The sequence below is a fragment of the Haloimpatiens myeolchijeotgali genome (assembly GCF_042688525.2).
In the GTDB taxonomy this organism is placed as follows: domain Bacteria; phylum Bacillota; class Clostridia; order Clostridiales; family Clostridiaceae; genus Haloimpatiens.
Genome location: NZ_JBHWAB010000001.1, coordinates 1,240,709 through 1,258,783, shown reverse-complemented (window position 1 = coordinate 1,258,783; position 18,075 = coordinate 1,240,709). Strand labels below are relative to the sequence as shown.

Below are 18,075 nucleotides of genomic sequence, written 5' to 3'. Positions count from 1 at the left end.
CACTAACAGAAAACATATACGCCCTTCAAAATGGCTTAAATACGCAGTTTGCGGGTATATGACTATTGCACTATCAACGTTATTAATACGCTCTGAAATACCCGTAAAAGCCCTGTATACGTAGCAGAAAATTATTAATATACTTCATCTCAACGTAAAAAAGCCCTTAATTGCGAGGCTCTTGCGTTTAAATTACTCTATATTATCTTACCTTTTCATACTCTTTTATTATTTCATAAAATCGTGTCTTTTTAACGTCTAATCGTTTCATAAATTCAACAGCAGTAATCTCTTTAGCTTTCCATAACGGATATAGTTCTTTAAGTAATGCAGTTTGCTCCGTGCTTAATTCTTTCTTAGGTCTGCCAAGCGTTTTACCTTTCGCTTTAGCTTGAGCTATTCCCTCAGCTTGCCTTTGGCGTATCTTTTTACGCTCTTGCTCAGCTACATATGATAACAGGCTTAAAAATTGGTCTTCCATGAGTTTACCCATATCGCCCATTGACTTAAATTTACGGCTATCAAAGAGACTTTCATTCTCTAATACTACGATATCTGCTCCAATATCGCGCGTTATCTCTTTCCACTCTTTAATTATTCCGTCATAATCACGCCCTAAGCGGTCTAATGCGTCTATGTAAATTAAATCTCCTTCTCTAACAAACTGTTTCATTAACTGATATTGAGGTCTATCGAAATTCTTACCGCTTTGTTTATCTACAAAAATATATCTATCTTCAATACCGAGCTGTCTCATTTTATTAACTTGCCTTTGCTCGTTTTGGTCTTTCGAGCTTACCCTTACATAACCCATTCTCATTATAAACACGCCCTTTACGTTGTTAGTTATAGCTTATATTTAGATTATACAAAATGTGTTCGATAAAGTCAATAAGAATTAATGAACGTTTGGTAAATAATTTTATAACATTTTCGAACGTAATAAATACCCTTTTAAAATTAGCTCGAAAAGTATACTTAAACGAACAAATAAACAGGAAAAAGCTCAAGGGGGAGGCATAGGGGGTCTACCTCTCTTTTATTTCACGCAATACGTACTGAAAATATACGCAATGGTTTTTAAGTTGAGTCCAATTATTGACAGAGTAATAAATTTTATAAACTGCGTAACAAACGTCTCTCACTTTACTAAATACCTGAGCAAATAATTCAAGTTTATATCAATCCGCTCGAACTTTTATTTTCGCTTTTAAATTAATTATAAGGGAGGCTGTTATCATGGAGGTTATTGTAATTAGAAACGGTAAATTAGATATCAACAAATTAGGAACCGCTTTATCAGAGTTAATAAATAAAACTTTAGAAGAAAAGAAAAAAGACAATATCAATAAAACAAATAACTCAAAATAACGAAATATTAAAAAGGTAGGAATCGCCCCCAATGTCATTAAGTTAGTGATTTTTCTATAACTTAAAAATCCAATCGAAAGTAGATATACTTCAGATTGGATTTTTTTATGTTCCTTTATCTGTTTTTTTGCATGCAAATAAAACAGAGGGGTATCTCTGCAAAAAAAATTTATATTTTTCTTTATTTATGCTACTCTATATATGAAGCTAACTGCCGATTTGGTTTTGACTTTGCGAGGGTCTTTTCGGCCATTTCGAACAGGTAATATATTTCTTTTTATTAATGCTTCAATATTAGGTGGTGATTCTACATTATTACATCTGAAGTAATGCATACAGATTGATATGGCCACAGTGAAGTTAACCTGGTAGCTATATTTTCTGTTTTTCTGCTGTATAACTACGTGTGTTGTGATTATTTCGCAAAAGTTGTACATAGTTAAACGTGCAAATATTTCTTGTATTATGTAGGTCACCTTTTTTGAATGAAAACTTGTTAATCCAATGGCATATTTTAATTCTCTGAATGATGTTTCAATTCCCCAACGCATATGATATATCTCTTTTATTTTCTCCAAAGGAAAATCTTCTTTACTCAGATTAGTAATAATAACTTCATAACTATCCTCTGATATGGGAAAGCGAACAACTCTAAACCCTATCGGGTAAATTTCTTTATCGCCAACAGGAAGATAATCAAATTTTTGATTTGAAGGCATAAACTTATATTTTTCTGGATGGTTCTTTACGTAGTTTGTCTGACGTCTAGTCAGCAGGGTATTATACTCTATATCAAATATTTCACTATCAGGAATGGGAATTCTAGAGACTATTCCATTGCTATTAATGTCTTTTGCTCGTATAACGAAGTTCCAATTCTTTCTTCTGATGTGCTCAAAAACATTGTAACTTTCATAACCTCTGTCAGCTATTATTATAGTTTTTTCAGTAATGTCAGAACGGTCTACCATATCGTTTAATGCTTCAAACTCATTCTCCTCTCTACCGGCTTGGATAATCGCATCTATATATGTTCTACTGCATAAATCATACATAGCATTTAGATGTAAAAGGTTATACCCTCTTGCTTTGGGAGTTGCACAGAAATAATTTTTCTTATCATCTGGATTATGTGCTATACACAAATCAGAACCATCAACAGCTAACATTCTATATCCATAATAATACTTTGGGTTTAAAGCTGATGATGTAAATTGATTAAAAAGATATTCAAATGCCTCTGGAAGAATCTTTTTACGTTGTTGAACAAATGCGGAGCATGTGGCTGATTCATGATCATACGAAAAATATTTCATAAGCTCTATGTTTAAGCTATTGCCTCCCATAGAAAGTAAAATTCTCAATATTTCTTTGAATGTTAACTTTCGATTTCGAGTGAAATCTTTCTCAGGATTATTAACGTAAAGCCAAGAATACTGCTGCATATCGGTTAATATGTCCTCTAATTTTTCTTTTATAAAATCTGCATATTCGTTCATAAGTGAACCTCCTTAAATTCCATGTACTTAAGGGGCTTCGCCGCATTTTTTATACTATTTGTCAAGCTTTTTTTTAATTTTTTTCATGATAATATTATATAATCGAGTAGGAGGAAAATAATTATTTTATTTTCCGTCCTCTCACACCACTGTACGTACCGTTCGGTATACAGCGGTTCATTAAGAACTATGTATTAGCTGATATCTTTTAGATATGCTTTTATAGTTGAGTTCCTCAAGAAATTTGTTATTTAGAGTTGTATTAAGTATTGGACTATTGGATATTCTCCAGTAGCCTTTTCTTGTATTTGCATATTCCCATGCTTTATAAGTCGGTAGACCTAATTTTATTAAGTTTCTTTTCCTTGTTTTTATCCTTTTCCATTGTTTCCAAATACAAGCCCTTAATCTTCTTCTAACCCATTCGTCTAACTGTTTTATTTTGGCGTTAGCCTTTGCTATTCCAAAATAATTAATCCAACCAACTGTTAACTGGTTAAGTTTGATAATTCTATATTCCATACTTATACCCGTATTCCGATTAGTTAGTTTTCTTATTTTGTTCTTAAATCTTTTATAAGATTTTTCATGTATTCTTATATTGGCTCCGCCTTTTGTATAATAGAATGAGAACCCAAGAAATTTTCTTCTTGTTACAAAATCTACTGCACTTTTGTTTTCATTAACTTTAAGTTTCAAAGAACCTTCAATCATTTTCTTCATATTTGTCATTACTCTTAATCCTGCCTTTTTGCTTTTTACATAAATATTCATATCATCCGCAAACCTGCAAAATCTATGACCTCTTTTCTCCAGTTCTTTGTCTACTTCATCAAGCATAATATTAGCCAGTAGTGGACTTAATGGACCACCTTGCGGTGTACCTTTATCAGACTTTACCTTTATTCCGTTTATCATTATTCCAGATTTAAGATATCCTCTAATTAATTTAAGTACTCTTTTATCTTTTATTCTTCTTGAAAGTCTTTCCATAAGTATATCGTGGTTGACTTTATCGAAGAATTTCTCTAAATCCATGTCCACAACCCATCTGTATCCTTCATTGATATATTCTTTTGCTTTTAAAATAGCCTGTTTAGCACTTTTATTTGGTCTAAATCCATAACTATTATCTGAAAAAGTAGGGTTATAGATTTTATTAAGTTCTTGAGCTATTGCTTGTTGTATCAACCTATCAAGTACAGTAGGAATTCCTAGCAATCTAATTCCACCATCAGGTTTTGGTATTTCTACCCGCCTCACCGGCGAAGGTTTATACCTTCCTTCTAATAACTTCTGCTTAATTTTAGACCAGTTTTTAATGATATGTGTTCGAAGTTCATCGACTCTTATACCATCAACTCCATGGCTTCCTTTATTGGCAATTACTCTTTTCATAGCTTTTAGCATATTTTCTCTAGCTAAAATTCTTTCGAGTAAGTTATTAGTATCCCCTAATACATCGTTTTCTCTTTCTCTCTTTGATAGCACCAAATTCTTACTCTGCGCCCCTTGTTTACCTCGAATTTCCACTTCTACTTCCGCAAGGTGACCTCTATATTGAGTTGTCTGCTTTCTTTGTAATTTATTTGAGTTACTCAAAGCTGAAAACCTCCTAATGTTCAGTCCTTCCCGTACTATATGCACATAGTATGGTACTATGACTTCTGCTGACTTCTGATAGTTCAGTTACATATCACTATGTAAGTTATCATATAGGAAATTCATCCTGTAATGATGTATCTATCAGACCTCCCCAGGTAAGAACGCAACCTTTCATTCCATCTATCTGCCACATTTACTACAATAGCTTTCGGGTGATACGGACTTTGTTTTGTTTTGCAAACTCATCCAACTATTGCAGCCTCAAATGTGATTCGTATTCCTCAGACCGGAACTTTGCCATCCGACTTCCTTCAGATTCCACCTCACGATGGACACCCTTGTCATTGGCTAACGCCTATATCACCTTCGGCGCTCGGGACTTTCACCCTATAGATTGCGCCCATGCTGGGCGCACAAAAAGAACAGCAACGCTTTTTAAAGCATACACTGTTCTTTATCCATGCTAATTTTTCTTAACTTAATGACATTGGAATCGCCCCTACCTTTTTTGTTTATCTATGTTAAGTCCTAACTTGTCCCGTTAGACCATATTTACTTTAATAATTATTAGTATATTTTACTACATATTTATTGTTCTCGTGTTCAATGACAAGTACTGTAACCGATACTTAGAATTGTTGAACTATTCATTACATTTTAATGACCTTTTACTACAATCTAATAAACTTAATATAATATTTCACGATATAACAAATGTAATAAAATATGTAAGTATTTTAAAATTATATAAAAGGAGGTATATATATGAATATATTTTTTTCACCACAGCATCGAATATATTCAGCAAATTTAAGCTATAGCTCTAATGCTAATTCACCTAAAAATGATCTTAATAATACTGGAAAAATTAGAAGATGTAAAACTATGAAAAAAACTTCAGGACGAAAACTCAAACCAAACAATATATTAAAAAATCTAATGAAACAAAAAGAAAATTTAATGAATCATAAAGATAACCTTATGAAAAGATGTTTAGAAAAAGGTGAAGACCCAAAAACTATAAAAGAAAAACTTGAAAACATTGATAAACAAATTGAAGAAATTGATAAACAACTAAATAAACTTCAATTAAAAGAACAACGTAAAACAATTAGTGGTGATAATAAAAATAAAAAAAGTAAAAACTCCAAACAAAAATTAGATAAAAATCATCCTAATGGTATTAAAACAAACCCTTCAATGAATAATATTTTAAGTCTTTCCAATAATTTGAAAAAGGCTGAAGCTTTATTATCTGAAAAAAAATTAATCTCCGTTAACGCAAAGGTCTTAGATTTTGAAATAAAAATAGATTTAAAAAGAGGTATTAATCCTGTAGCAAAGAAAAAATCTCTTGCTAAAATGAAAGATAGCATAAAAAAAATTACTGAGAAACTTGGTAATCACTTAAAAGATGTAAATACTAAAATTATTAATAACACACAAAATAATTCTTCAAACGATATAGTTGGCAAAAATGAACAAAGTAGTAATACAGCCATTAGCGGAAAACCAAAAGATGTAGACAGAATGTTTATAAGACAGCAGCAAGCTGCACAAAATATTAAGAATTATAAAGATAACCTCAAGGATACTGTCAAAGACAATGGTAAAGAAATTAATATTATAGCTTAAATTTATACTGCTAATTCAGCCTGTGGAAAGTTTATCCACAGGCTGAATACATGTTATAATAATTAGTTGTGAGGTGATTATATGCTTAAAGTAGCTGTTTGTGATGATGAAAAAACCGAAAGAGAAATAATCGTACATATGATTGATAGATTTTTAAAGCTAAACAATAAATGCTATAAACTATTTGAATTTGGTAATGGTGAAGACTTGATCTCATCAATTAGAGATTTTGATATTTATTTTTTAGATATAAAGATGGACAAACTTACAGGTATAGAAGCTGCAAAAAAAATCAGACTGATAAATGAAAAAGCAGTTATTATATTTATAACAGGACTTAAAGATTATGTTTTTGATGCCTTTGATGTAAGAGCTTTTCATTATATTTTAAAACCCATTAATGAAGCCAAACTAAAAAAAATTTTATATTCAGCTTTAAAACATTTTGATAAGAAGGATAAATATATTATTGCTAAAACAATTAGGCAGTCAACTAAGATTTTGATTAAAGATATAATGTATATAGAATCCACACAGCGAAAGTTAAAAGTACATACTACTTATGATGTTATTGAATATTACCATAAACTCTCGGACATTGAGCAAGAACTTTATAATGATAGCTTTTTTAGATGTCATAAAAGTTATATTGTAAATTTAAAATATGTTCGCAGTTATGATACTACCTTTATAACCCTAACAAATTCCGAAAAAATATATGTTTCAAAATATAGATTAGCTGATTTTTCAAAGGCATTTATGTACTATTTAAAAAATGAGGTTTAATAAATATGGAAAAACAACAATTAGTTAAAATTATTGGATTTTTATCATCATATTTCACACTGCCATTTTTATATACAATTAAGTATTATTTTTATCAAAGATTTTTAGGCTTTAGAGACAAAACTTGGAGGTTTGCTTTTTATGCATTATTATTAACACTTATTGATTTTTACAGCATTAGGATATTATCTGAACCATTGAGAATAATTATACATAATATAATTTGGTTAATAATTATCTGTTCTTTATGTAATGGAAATTTTTTAATTAAATTTTATGCTGTCATTGTTGAAGAAACTATATTACTGCTTATTAATCTTACTTTTCTAACATTTGATTTTAATATTCTTCCAATTATACATAGCATAAACATGTCTTTTAAAGATTATATAACTGTTAGTTTTATAAACAACATTATTAATGATATTATACGTATTATAATATTATTTGTTTTTTTAAAGAGTATTTGTAAATTAATTAATTTTAAAGGAAAACTAGTGAATTTATACCAAGGATTATATTTACTAGTTCCCTGTTTATCTATTTATAGTTTAGGAATTATTTTTTATATTATTCAAACAATTAGAATTGATAATAAAAAATATTATTTGCCATATATTTTTCCTAAAATCTATTATATTCTACCTTTTGTAAGTTTTTCTTTGCTAATATCAATTTTAATTGTAGCCTATACATTCAAAAAAATGCTTCAATGTGAACAAGAACAGCAAAAAAGTATACTTATGAAAGAACAGTTTAAACTTCAGCTTAAACATAGTAAAAATATTGAAGAACTTTATAATAATATAAGAAGTATAAAGCATGACATGAATAATCATCTTTCCTGCTTAAAAAACTTGATTAATACTAATAATATTACAGAAACGCAAAAATATATTGATAATATTAGTAAAACCATAAATAAACTTGATTTTGAAATAAAAACAGGTAATTGTATATCGGATACAATTATAAACGAAAAATATAATATTGCAAAATCTAAAGGAATAGATTTTATATGTGATTTTATTCTACCTAATAAAATCTCATTGGAACCTATAGATTTATGTATTATTTTGGGTAATACTTTAGATAATGCAATTGAAGCTTGTACCAAGATTACCCATGATAATATTTTAAAAACAATATGTATAAAATCATACATTAGGAATATGTACTTGATAATTGAAGTTTCCAATACTACTATAAATAAGCTTCAGTATGATAAAAATAAAATTATCAGTACAAAATCAGATAAATATAATCACGGTATAGGAATTTCTAACATAGAAGCTGTTGTGAAAAAATATAACGGAATAATTGATATACTAGAAGAAAAAGATAAGTTTACTATTAATCTTATGCTTAAAATAAAATAATGATTTCTTTAACAAATTAATATATTATTACCTCTGCATAATTATTATTGATTGGATTGGTCCTGCAGTTTAAAATCCTGAAGAATATATATGTACTCTATCAAGGTCAAAGTTTATAATACTTTATCCCAAAACAGTAATATATTACTAATTGATTGATTATCTATGTAAATTTTTATACAATTAAGATGTATACTTTGTTTACAACTTTAAAATGCAAAGAATGATTTACATAAATTCAAATATAAGGAGATTCATAAAAATGGTATATGAAGATTTACAAGAAAAACACATACTAAAGTTAGGTAAACTATATATGGATGCCTTTAGTTCACCACCTTGGAATGAAAAATGGACATTAGAACTTGTATCAAAACGCTTATTACAAATGGTACATTGCGAGGGATTTTATGGACTAGTTTGTTATGAAAATAATGAAATAATAGGTATGATTCTTGGCAATCATGAATACTTTTATACTGGAATGCAATTTATTATAAAAGAATTTTGTATAGACAGTAGACTTCATGGTAAAGGCGTTGGTTCAGCACTTCTTGATGAATTTTTGTTAAGATTAAAAAACAAAGGTATTGATGAAGTTATTTTAAACACATTGAGATCAAATGAAACAGAAGGATTTTATAACAATCGAGGATTTAGGAGTCTTAACAATATGGTTGTAATGGGCAAACAATTAAAATAATATGTGTATTCGTCTGCACAAAATATCATTATTCTTATGTAAATAAAGATTAAGGAAGTAAAAAAATCTCCTTCCTTAATCTTTCTGATACTTTTATTATAAATAACAGCACCTTGAAATCGTCATTCCAGTTCATTTACAACTTTTGAATTTCTTTCATCAGTTCTTCCACTAAATCTTCTTCTTTAACCTTCTTTATTACTTCACCCTTTTTAAATATTAAACCTTCTCCTTTGCCTCCTGCAATGCCAATATCCGCTTCTCTAGCTTCTCCAGGACCATTAACTACACATCCCATTATAGCTACCTTAATATTTTTTTCACACTTTGCTAATCTTTTTTCTACTTCTTCAGCTATTTTTATAATATTTATTTGTGTTCTACCACATGTAGGACAGGATACAAACTTAACCCCTTCTTGTATGTAACCTAACGATTTAAGTATTTCACGTCCTACTTTAACTTCCTCTAATACATCCCCAGTAAGTGAAACTCTTATAGTATCCCCAATCCCCTGTGATAAAAGAGTTCCTATACCTATACTAGATTTTATAGTTCCACTCCATAAAGTACCTGCTTCTGTAACCCCTAAATGAAGTGGATAATTTACTTTTTCAGAAATCAATCTGTAACTTTCTATGGTTTGCATTACATCAGAAGATTTTATTGAAATACATATATCATAAAAGTTTAAACTTTCTAATATTCTTACATGTTTTAAAGTACTTTCAACTAGTGCTTCTGGACAAACTTTTTTATACTTTTTTAAAATCTCTTTTTCTAAAGAACCCGAATTTACCCCAATTCTAATAGGTATACCTTTATTTTTTGCAGCTTCTACTACCATTTTTATTCTGTCTAAGTTTCCAATATTACCTGGGTTTATCCTTAATGCATCAACTCCACTTTCTATAGATTTAAGTGCTAATTTATAATCAAAATGTATATCTGCAACTAATGGAATGTGAATTTGTTTTATTATATCTTTCAAAGCCTCTGCAGCTTCTATATCAGGTACAGCACACCTTATAATGTCACAACCTGCTTTTTCTAATTTTAAAATTTGCTTTACAGTAACTTCTACATCTCTAGTATCTGTATTTGTCATAGACTGCACAGAAATTTTTGAATCTCCACCTACATATATATCCCCTAATTTTATTTTTCTTGTAATTTTCCTATTCATTAATATAATCCCCTTTCATTTTTTAGATTTTATTGAACCTATATTTAGTATAGTAAAGGATTTTCCATTTGAAAAACGAATTATATTAATAATAACAATCGAAATAATAAATAGTAGATGGAGGAGTTTATGAATATTGAATCAATCGAAACCTTTGTACTTCTTGCAGAAAACGGTAATTTTACGAAAACTGCGGAAATCCAATATTTAGTTCAATCAACAGTTTCAAATAGAATAAATGAACTTGAAAAATACGTGGGAAAAGCTTTGTTTATAAGAAATAATAAGAATGTAAGACTTACACCATCTGGAGAGGCTTTTCTACCATATGCTAAAAGAATGCTTATGTTAAAAAAAGATGGAATAATAAAAGCTAGATCCATAGGAATATATGATGATAGATTAGCATTAGGATTAGTAGATTCTATATACAAAGGTATTATATCACCAATACTGAAAGAATATTTTTTAACCTTTCCTAATATTGCAGTAAAACTTAAAGTTAATCATTCAGAAGAAATTATTAAACTATTAAGTGATGGTATATTAGATATTGGATTTGTTTATACAAAATCAAAATCTAGTAAATTTGAAATTATTGATTTTTTAGAAGATGAGATAATCCTAGTGACAAGTCCTAAAAATAAAATGATGATTGAAACAGAAATTTCTTATGCAGATTTAATACAGTTACCTTTACTCTATGCAGATCTAGGTGAAGAATTTTTTAAATGGTTAAGTAAACTATTTGGAGATAGTCCTTTACTAAAACTTTCAGTTGATGAAACTTCTTATGTAGTTGATTTTGTTAAAGAAGGATTTGGTTATGCATTTGTTACTAAATCCTCTGTTAATACAGAACTAAAATCTGGAGAATTAATACATGTAAAAATAAAAGATTCAATAATACCCACAAGACAAATATATATGTTAATTAATAAAAACAAAAAAACTTCTACTGCAATTAAAAATTGGCTAGAAATGATATTATGTAAGGTTAACTTGACTTGAATACCAAATAATGTTATATTTATAATGTAAGGTTAACATTACAGAGGTGATATTTAATGAAAAATAAATTAAAAGAATTACGTGAATATTTTGGTTTAACTCAAGAGCAATTAGGAAACCTTGTAGGTGTATCAAGACAAGCAATTAACTCCATTGAAACAGAAAAATTTGAACCATCTATATGGTTAGCCTATGATATTAGCAAAATATTTCACCGTTCCATAGAAGAAGTTTTCCTTTTTGAACAAAGTGAACGAAAATCAAGATCACAACAAAGTAGAGGTGTAGTTTAAATGGCATTAAGACAAATTAGGTTTTCTGGTGATGAGATATTAAGAAAAAAAAGCAGATCAATTGAAGTAGTAGATGATAAAATAAGAGAAATATTAAATGACATGGTAGATACTATGTATAACTTAGAAAATTGTGGAGGTTTAGCAGCCCCACAAGTAGGTATATTAAAACGATTAGTTGTAATAGATATGGGCCAAGGGCTTATAAAATTAGTTAATCCAAAGGTAATTAAACAAGAAGGCACTCAAGAAGTTATAGAAGGATGTGTAAGCATTCCTAATACATGGGGAAAATTAAAAAGACCTGCCATAGTAACAATAGAAGCATTAAATGAAAACGGTGAAAAAATCATATTGACAGGTAAAGGAGATTTAGCAAAATGTTTTTGCCATGAAATAGACCATTTAGAAGGTATCCTTTTTACTGATTTAGTTACTGAATATATAAAATAATTAACTATATAAGTAAAGGTACCCTTTCACTTAAGTAAAACATTCTAAACATTGTTTATAATGTTTTACACAATATATACTTTTTTCAATCTATACAAAGTAGAAATTATAAATTTATAATTTCTTTAATAAGCATAAAACAAATTCCAATATCAAGACCATTGATGTAATATTAGAAAGGTTAGTGATATACTTTATGTATGAGCAAGATTATGTTATGAAAATAGTAAAAAGTTTGGTGAAATTTTTAGCTAAAATTTCTTTAAATAAAGATACTTCAACCTATGAATTACCAGCTCAAGAAAAGTACACAAAAATTGATTACCTACACAAACAGTTACTTAATTTGATAAAACAAGGTAAAATAAATGAAGCTGAAAATTTGCTGTATGCAGAACTGGATTCTAAAAATAAAAAGTATATGGAATTAGCCCTAGATTTTTATGATAGATTAAATAATTTTGATGATGAGTTTTTAGAAAAGAATAATTTTTCTAGAAAAGAAATTGAACAAGGATTAAAATCAATTGCTAAAAAGTTTAAGATATCAATCTAAAGTTATTTAAAATATTTCATTTCATAAATTTGGTAATCAAGCACAGTAATTTTAAATAATACATTAAGAAGGATAAAATTAAATAAATTTAAATAGCTAGGTATTTGTATAATAGTGCTTTTACCTAGCTATTCTTAAAATATATTAATTTCAAAGTTTTACAGAAGTTTATATAAACTTCTTATAGACTCCAACTTTAATATTTATAAGTAAAAACTATCTAGCCATATTTTCACATTCTGTTGCACAGCGATTACATATGTCTTCACAATTTTTGCAGTGTTCTTGAGGAAATTTTGCACATTCTGTTCCACATGCTCTACAAATTTTAGCACATACAGAACAAATTTCTATTGAAAATTCACTATCTCTAGCCATGTATTGAGCTGAAATAGTACATATATCTGCACAATCTCTGTCTAATTTGATACAGCGTTCCATTGTTTTTGGATCAGGCTCATTCAAACAAGAGGTTGCACAAAATTCACATGCCTGTGCACATTCAAAGCACATATCAATACATTTTTGATAAATTTGGTTTGATGTTACTGTTGATATCATAATTTAAATTCCTCCTTTAATCTAAATAATCATTCAAATGTTAGTGTACTCAGCAATGTCTCTTTTATACTAAAAAAATCCCAAATTCCTTTATCATATCAAGAATCTAGGATTTTTTTATTTTATTTTCCTAATATTGCTTCTAAGTCTTTATCTGGTGTTGAAATAGGTTTTATATCAAATTTATCTACTAATACTTGTAATATATTTGGAGTTATGAATGCTGGTAATGTTGGTCCTAGACGAATATCTTTAATACCCAAAGATAATAAAGTAAGAAGTATTCCAACTGCTTTTTGCTCATACCAAGAAAGTACTAATGAAAGAGGTAAATCATTTACTCCACAGTTAAATGCTTCTGATAATGCAACTGCAACTTTAATTGCTGAATATGAGTCACTGCATTGACCACAATCTAATATTCTTGGGAACCCAGCTACACTTCCTAAATCAAGTTTATTGAAACGAAATTTACCACAGGCTAAAGTTAAAATAATAGTATCTTTTGGAGTTTTCTCTGCAAATTCTGTATAGTAGTTTCTTCCTGCTCTTGCTCCATCACAACCTCCTATTAAAAAGAAATGTTTGATTTTACCACTTTTAACTGCATCCACAATTTCATTTGCATGACTTAAAATAGTATTGTGTGCAAAACCAATTGTAATTCTCTTTTCAGGTTCATCTTCTTTCCAACCACCTAATTCTAAAGCCTTTTTAATGATTGGAGTAAAATCTTTCTTACCATTAATCTCTTCAATGTGAGGACAATCAGGCATACCGACTATACTTGTAGTAAATAATCTATCTTTGTAACTATCTCTTGGCTTTTGTATACAATTAGTAGTCATCAATATACATCCTGGAATTCCGTCAAATTCCTCCTGCTGTTTCTGCCATGCTCCTCCATAGTTACCAACTAAATGTTTATATTTTTTTAGTTCAGGATATGCATTTGCTGGAAGCATTTCGCAGTGTGTATAAATATTTATACCTTTACCCTCTGTTTGTTCTAAGAGTTCTCTTAAATCCTTTAAATCATGTCCTGAAACTATAATAAATGGTCCCTTCTTCTTTGTAATTAATACTTCTGTAGGTTCTGGATTTCCAAAAGCACTAGTAACTGCACAATCCAATAATTCCATACATTTAAAATTAGTCTTACCTAATTCCATGTTAATATTAAATAAATCTTCAACAGTTAAACTATCATCTATAGTAGCTGCCAACCCTTTATAGAAAAAATTATTTACTTCATCATCAAATTTACCTAATATGTAAGCGTGATGAGCATAAGCTGCCATTCCTTTAAATCCATATATTAATAGTTCTCTTAAAGAACGTATATCCATATCTAACTTGGAATCAGCCATTATCCCTACTTTCTTAGCATCTTGCACCATTTCTTCCATAGTATTTGGTGCTTTGTATTTTGCACTTTCAGGCACATTTTCAATTTCACTAACTGCATTTTTAAGTTCTTCTTTCATTTTTTCAGCTTTTTTAATATATTCAACAAATCTAGTTGGATCAAAATTAACATTAGTTAATGTGGCAAACATATTATCTATCACAAATTTATTAATTTCACTTCTAATTTTCAACCCTTTTTCTAAATTTTTTTGACCATAAAATCCTATACCTTTTAACTCATGAATTAATACATCTTGCAAATTAGCAACAGTAGCATTTTTACCACATACGCCTGATTTTACACATCCTTTACCACCTAATGTTTGCTCACACTGGTAGCAAAACATTTCATTATCCATAAGAAAACCTCCTATTATTTTTTTACTTTCATTAGTCTTTGCTATTATGCAAAATATATACTTTATCTATTATTTACACCATGATCCTCATGTTAAATTTTTACTACTATACTGCCACACTATAAAAAGCTGCTGATAATTTATATTTATCAACAGCTTAAATATGTCATTCAAAACATACTTATCTATAATAATATAAACAAAAATTTTATTAATTGCACGGAATTGCTCTTAAAAATAAAGTAACATTTTTAAATATCTTTTTCTTATTAATTGGCATAATAAATACATCTTCAATACATGTTTCCACATCAAATTTTTCTTCTGCAATATCAGCTGGATCTATAACTATAAAAGCAGAAAAAGGTTTACAAAAATGAGCAGAATGTACTGTTTGCTGAGGAACATCTGCTGTATAAACTACTCTTTGTTTTAATATTCCTTCTATAACTAATTTTTTACCACTTAATCTTGTGCCTTCCTGATTTTCATCAGTAGCATTTGGTGGTGCTGGAGTATCTACTAATCTTTTAGATATTATATCAACTTTTACAAATACTTTATCTATTGTTTCAATCTCAGGTTTTTCACATGGAATATAAAATACTTCAGGTATAGAAATCTCAGTCCAACTAAGATTTTCTGTTAAATCTATATCTTCACATTCTCCTAAACCAATGACATCTACTACATCATTAAGACATTTACAACTCATATTAATTTCTCCCCTCTTTCATTTATTACTGAATTTTTGTAGCTTTTATAAATAAAGTAACATTTTTAAAAATTTCTCTTTTACTCTTTTTGCAAACAAATATATCTTCAATATATGGTTCTACTTTATATTTATCACTTAAAAGTGTATCTGCTGGCAATACTATAAATATAGAAAATGGCACATCAAAATGTGCTGAATGTAAAGATTGTTCTTTTACATCAGCTGTATATATTACCTTTTGTCTTAATATTCCTTCTATGACTAATTTTCTTCCAGTTAATAACGTACCTTCTCCATTGTTTAACCCATTGCTATCTGGGGTTTTAATTACCTTTTTAGATATTATTTCAACACAAGACGATATTTTTACAATTTCCTCTATGTCTGGTTTAGCACATGGCAAACATAAAATTTCTGGTATAAAAACTTGAGTCCATGTTGTAGTTCCATCATCAAGTAAGTCTCTTAATACATCCCCTGGACAAACTCCTTTTATTTCTATTAGTTCTTCCGTATCACAATCGCATATTTTTTTTGTATCCGCACAATTACAACTTTTGCATTGACAACTCATAACAAATTCCTCCTCTTAATATATTCTTAACAATCCTTATCTACTTTCACAGCTTCTAATAATAAAGTAACATTTTCAAATACTTGTCTTTTACAAATGTTTTCTATAAATACATCCTCTATACATGCATTAATCTCAAAATTATCATCTAAATTAGTATCAGCTGGTACAACTATAAATGCTGAAAAAGGTACTGAAAGTTGAACTGAATGAATTGATTGTTCTGGAACGTCAGCTGTATAAGATAAAGTTTGGCATAATAACCCTTCTACTATAAGCTTTTTACCTGTTAATATTTTTCCTTCTTCGTTTGTTCCAGCAGGTGTTTCAATTACTCTTTTTCTTATAATTTTTGTACTTATATTAATAGAATTTACTTGCTCTATATCTGGCTTTACATCCGGTATAATTAGAACAACTGGTACCGAAATCTGAGTCCAACTATCTCCATCTTGTAAATCTATTGTTTCCGTATCACAAAGTCCCGTAATTTCTATCATTCCATTACTTAGGCATTCACTACTCATTTATATTCCTCCTAATCTTAATTTCAATATTTTATAAGAATAATTTTTGAATTTTATTTGAATAATTATTGATATATTTATGCAAATATTACATCATCTATATACCAAACTCCTCCTTCAGTTTGTGTAGGATCTATCAACGGATCTACATCAATCTGCTGAGCTAAAAATAAAATAGTAGCCTTTGTAGTTCCTACTGGTGGTTTTTTATCAAAACAACAGCCATCATCTTGAGTACATTCACATTGTTGTAAGTGACAATAAGATTCAAAATCATAATCTACTATTTCAGTAAGGGGTGCTGCTGGTGCTGCTACTAACGGTGGTACTGGATTTGTTACATCTTCAATTTGGTTTGCAACCCCAAATATATCTATTCGTATAGCCGCCATATCGTCAACAGCTTGTATATTTCCATTATCTATATTAAATATTACATTTTGTAATACATCTCCCCAAAATAGATACGCAGTAGTTTGCAAACTAAAATTCTTATTTTCTACAATACCGATACGATTATCATATCTTGATCCCCAAAAACATAACTTATAAAAACATTCTGGATCAAAATCTCTATCTAATTCTACAATCTGTGCTGCATAAGCTGCTTCCCATGCATTATTCAAAAATATAGGTTGTAAGCGTACCGAAAATTTTCCTGTATGAGACATATTTAAAAAAACACTATTTATAACTTCAAGAGCTAAATCTGATCTTATTGCATTTCTTCCTAACCATTTGTCTAAGCAGCAGTTATTAGGGAAATTAGAAGAAAGACATTCAAAGCTTCCATCTTTTATAAAATTGCATTTTAAGCATGTTTTTCCTGGTTCTCCTGATGGTCCCGTTGGTCCTACTGGTCCTGTTGGTCCTACAGCTCCTGTATTTCCCTGTGGTCCTGTTGGCCCCGTTGGTCCTGTCGGGCCTGTTGGCCCTGTTGGTCCTGGACAACAACAACATCCACAATTGCAACCACAATTGCAACCACAGTTACATCCAGAGTTGCATCCACAATTGCAACCACAGTTGCATCCACAATTACAACCTGGTTGACCTGGACATCCAGTGTCACCTTTTGGTCCCTGTGGGCCTGGAGGGCCTTGTGGTCCTGCTGGTCCCGGTGATCCTGCTGGTCCCGGTGGTCCTGGGTATCCACTATCACCTTTTGGTCCTTGTGGGCCTACTGGTCCTGGAAAACCTGGATATCCCATATCTCCTCTTGATCCTGGACATCCCCCATCACCCTTTGATCCTTGTGGTCCTGGTGGACCCGGCACTCCCTGTGGACCTGGCGGACCTGGATATCCTGGACATCCACTATCACCTTTTTGTCCTGGAGGACCTGGTGCTCCAGGTGAACCTGGTGTTCCAACTGGGTAAGCGCACACAAATCCCCTTCCTCCAGGAGCACAATTAGAGGCTTGGCATATATATGAAGATTGTTTATCT

Annotated in this window: 20 protein-coding genes; 10 read left to right on the top strand and 10 right to left on the bottom strand. The window is 29.8% G+C overall.

All coding sequences use genetic code 11. The annotated features are described in order from the left end of the window. Positions 1 to 202: 202 nt before the first annotated feature. A complete protein-coding gene (locus ACFIJ5_RS05625; protein ID WP_379804817.1) occupies positions 203 to 820 on the bottom strand; it encodes a recombinase family protein in 618 nt (205 codons plus the stop codon). Positions 821 to 1,239: 419 nt separating this feature from the next. On the opposite strand from ACFIJ5_RS05625, the gene ACFIJ5_RS05620 reads away from it, so the two are divergent. Further along, a complete protein-coding gene (locus ACFIJ5_RS05620) occupies positions 1,240 to 1,371 on the top strand; it encodes a hypothetical protein (RefSeq protein ID WP_379804815.1) in 132 nt (43 codons plus the stop codon). A 185-nt stretch (positions 1,372 to 1,556) separates the two neighbouring features. Here ACFIJ5_RS05620 and ACFIJ5_RS05615 read toward each other — a convergent pair whose 3' ends face one another. Then, a complete protein-coding gene (locus ACFIJ5_RS05615) occupies positions 1,557 to 2,870 on the bottom strand; it encodes an IS4 family transposase (RefSeq protein ID WP_379804813.1) in 1,314 nt (437 codons plus the stop codon). A 180-nt stretch (positions 2,871 to 3,050) separates the two neighbouring features. Beyond that, positions 3,051 to 4,472: a group II intron reverse transcriptase/maturase gene (gene ltrA / locus ACFIJ5_RS05610; RefSeq protein ID WP_379804810.1), complete on the bottom strand. Its 1,422-nt coding sequence runs from the start codon at positions 4,470 to 4,472 to the stop codon at positions 3,051 to 3,053. Positions 4,473 to 5,240: 768 nt separating this feature from the next. Here ltrA and ACFIJ5_RS05605 point away from each other — a divergent pair. From ACFIJ5_RS05605 to ACFIJ5_RS05590, 4 genes are all read left to right on the top strand, one after another. Then, positions 5,241 to 6,110: a hypothetical protein gene (locus ACFIJ5_RS05605; protein WP_379804808.1), complete on the top strand. Its 870-nt coding sequence runs from the start codon at positions 5,241 to 5,243 to the stop codon at positions 6,108 to 6,110. An 81-nt stretch (positions 6,111 to 6,191) separates the two neighbouring features. Next, positions 6,192 to 6,896, top strand: coding sequence for a LytR/AlgR family response regulator transcription factor (locus tag ACFIJ5_RS05600; RefSeq protein ID WP_379804805.1), 705 nt, complete (start codon positions 6,192 to 6,194; stop codon positions 6,894 to 6,896). A 5-nt stretch (positions 6,897 to 6,901) separates the two neighbouring features. Then, positions 6,902 to 8,275 carry a sensor histidine kinase gene (locus tag ACFIJ5_RS05595; protein WP_379804802.1) on the top strand — a complete coding sequence of 458 codons (1,374 nt, stop codon included), beginning with the start codon at positions 6,902 to 6,904 and terminating at the stop codon, positions 8,273 to 8,275. 262 nt (positions 8,276 to 8,537) lie between these two features. After that, positions 8,538 to 8,978 (top strand): GNAT family N-acetyltransferase, encoded by a 441-nt coding sequence (locus tag ACFIJ5_RS05590; protein WP_379804799.1) that lies wholly within the window; start codon positions 8,538 to 8,540, stop codon positions 8,976 to 8,978. 136 nt (positions 8,979 to 9,114) lie between these two features. Here the strand turns inward: ACFIJ5_RS05590 and ispG are convergent, their stop codons facing one another. Further along, positions 9,115 to 10,164: a flavodoxin-dependent (E)-4-hydroxy-3-methylbut-2-enyl-diphosphate synthase gene (ispG, locus tag ACFIJ5_RS05585; RefSeq protein ID WP_379804797.1), complete on the bottom strand. Its 1,050-nt coding sequence runs from the start codon at positions 10,162 to 10,164 to the stop codon at positions 9,115 to 9,117. Positions 10,165 to 10,293: 129 nt separating this feature from the next. Here ispG and ACFIJ5_RS05580 point away from each other — a divergent pair, with 129 nt between their 5' ends. From ACFIJ5_RS05580 to ACFIJ5_RS05565, 4 genes are all read left to right on the top strand, one after another. After that, on the top strand, positions 10,294 to 11,175 hold the full coding sequence (locus ACFIJ5_RS05580) for a LysR family transcriptional regulator (RefSeq protein WP_379804795.1): 882 nt from the start codon (positions 10,294 to 10,296) through the stop codon (positions 11,173 to 11,175). 56 nt (positions 11,176 to 11,231) lie between these two features. Then, the gene (locus ACFIJ5_RS05575) at positions 11,232 to 11,468 is read left to right on the top strand and encodes a helix-turn-helix transcriptional regulator (RefSeq protein WP_379804792.1); all 237 of its coding nucleotides are present in this window, start codon (positions 11,232 to 11,234) and stop codon (positions 11,466 to 11,468) included. Further along, positions 11,469 to 11,921: a peptide deformylase gene (gene def / locus ACFIJ5_RS05570; RefSeq protein WP_379804789.1), complete on the top strand. Its 453-nt coding sequence runs from the start codon at positions 11,469 to 11,471 to the stop codon at positions 11,919 to 11,921. Between the two features lie 196 nt (positions 11,922 to 12,117). Further along, entirely contained in the window at positions 12,118 to 12,477 is a 360-nt protein-coding gene (locus ACFIJ5_RS05565; RefSeq protein ID WP_379804787.1) for a DUF6483 family protein, read from the top strand. A 216-nt stretch (positions 12,478 to 12,693) separates the two neighbouring features. Here ACFIJ5_RS05565 and ACFIJ5_RS05560 read toward each other — a convergent pair whose 3' ends face one another. From ACFIJ5_RS05560 to ACFIJ5_RS05535, 6 genes are all read right to left on the bottom strand, one after another. Next, positions 12,694 to 13,038 carry a four-helix bundle copper-binding protein gene (locus tag ACFIJ5_RS05560; RefSeq protein ID WP_379804784.1) on the bottom strand — a complete coding sequence of 115 codons (345 nt, stop codon included), beginning with the start codon at positions 13,036 to 13,038 and terminating at the stop codon, positions 12,694 to 12,696. A gap of 122 nt (positions 13,039 to 13,160) precedes the next feature. Beyond that, complete coding sequence (gene hcp / locus ACFIJ5_RS05555) at positions 13,161 to 14,807, bottom strand: hydroxylamine reductase (protein WP_379804782.1); 1,647 nt, start codon at positions 14,805 to 14,807, stop codon at positions 13,161 to 13,163. A gap of 211 nt (positions 14,808 to 15,018) precedes the next feature. Then, entirely contained in the window at positions 15,019 to 15,522 is a 504-nt protein-coding gene (locus tag ACFIJ5_RS05550; RefSeq protein ID WP_379804780.1) for a DUF3794 domain-containing protein, read from the bottom strand. Between the two features lie 25 nt (positions 15,523 to 15,547). After that, positions 15,548 to 16,099, bottom strand: a complete 552-nt coding sequence (locus ACFIJ5_RS05545) for a DUF3794 domain-containing protein (RefSeq protein ID WP_379804777.1) — start codon at positions 16,097 to 16,099, stop codon at positions 15,548 to 15,550. A 26-nt stretch (positions 16,100 to 16,125) separates the two neighbouring features. Further along, complete coding sequence (locus ACFIJ5_RS05540; RefSeq protein ID WP_379804774.1) at positions 16,126 to 16,626, bottom strand: DUF3794 domain-containing protein; 501 nt, start codon at positions 16,624 to 16,626, stop codon at positions 16,126 to 16,128. A 77-nt stretch (positions 16,627 to 16,703) separates the two neighbouring features. Continuing rightward, positions 16,704 to 17,252, bottom strand: a complete 549-nt coding sequence (locus ACFIJ5_RS05535) for a hypothetical protein (protein ID WP_404661230.1) — start codon at positions 17,250 to 17,252, stop codon at positions 16,704 to 16,706. Positions 17,253 to 17,691: 439 nt separating this feature from the next. Between ACFIJ5_RS05535 and ACFIJ5_RS05530 the strand changes: the two genes are divergently transcribed. Next, positions 17,692 to 18,006: a hypothetical protein gene (locus ACFIJ5_RS05530; RefSeq protein ID WP_404661228.1), complete on the top strand. Its 315-nt coding sequence runs from the start codon at positions 17,692 to 17,694 to the stop codon at positions 18,004 to 18,006. Positions 18,007 to 18,075: the final 69 nt, after the last annotated feature.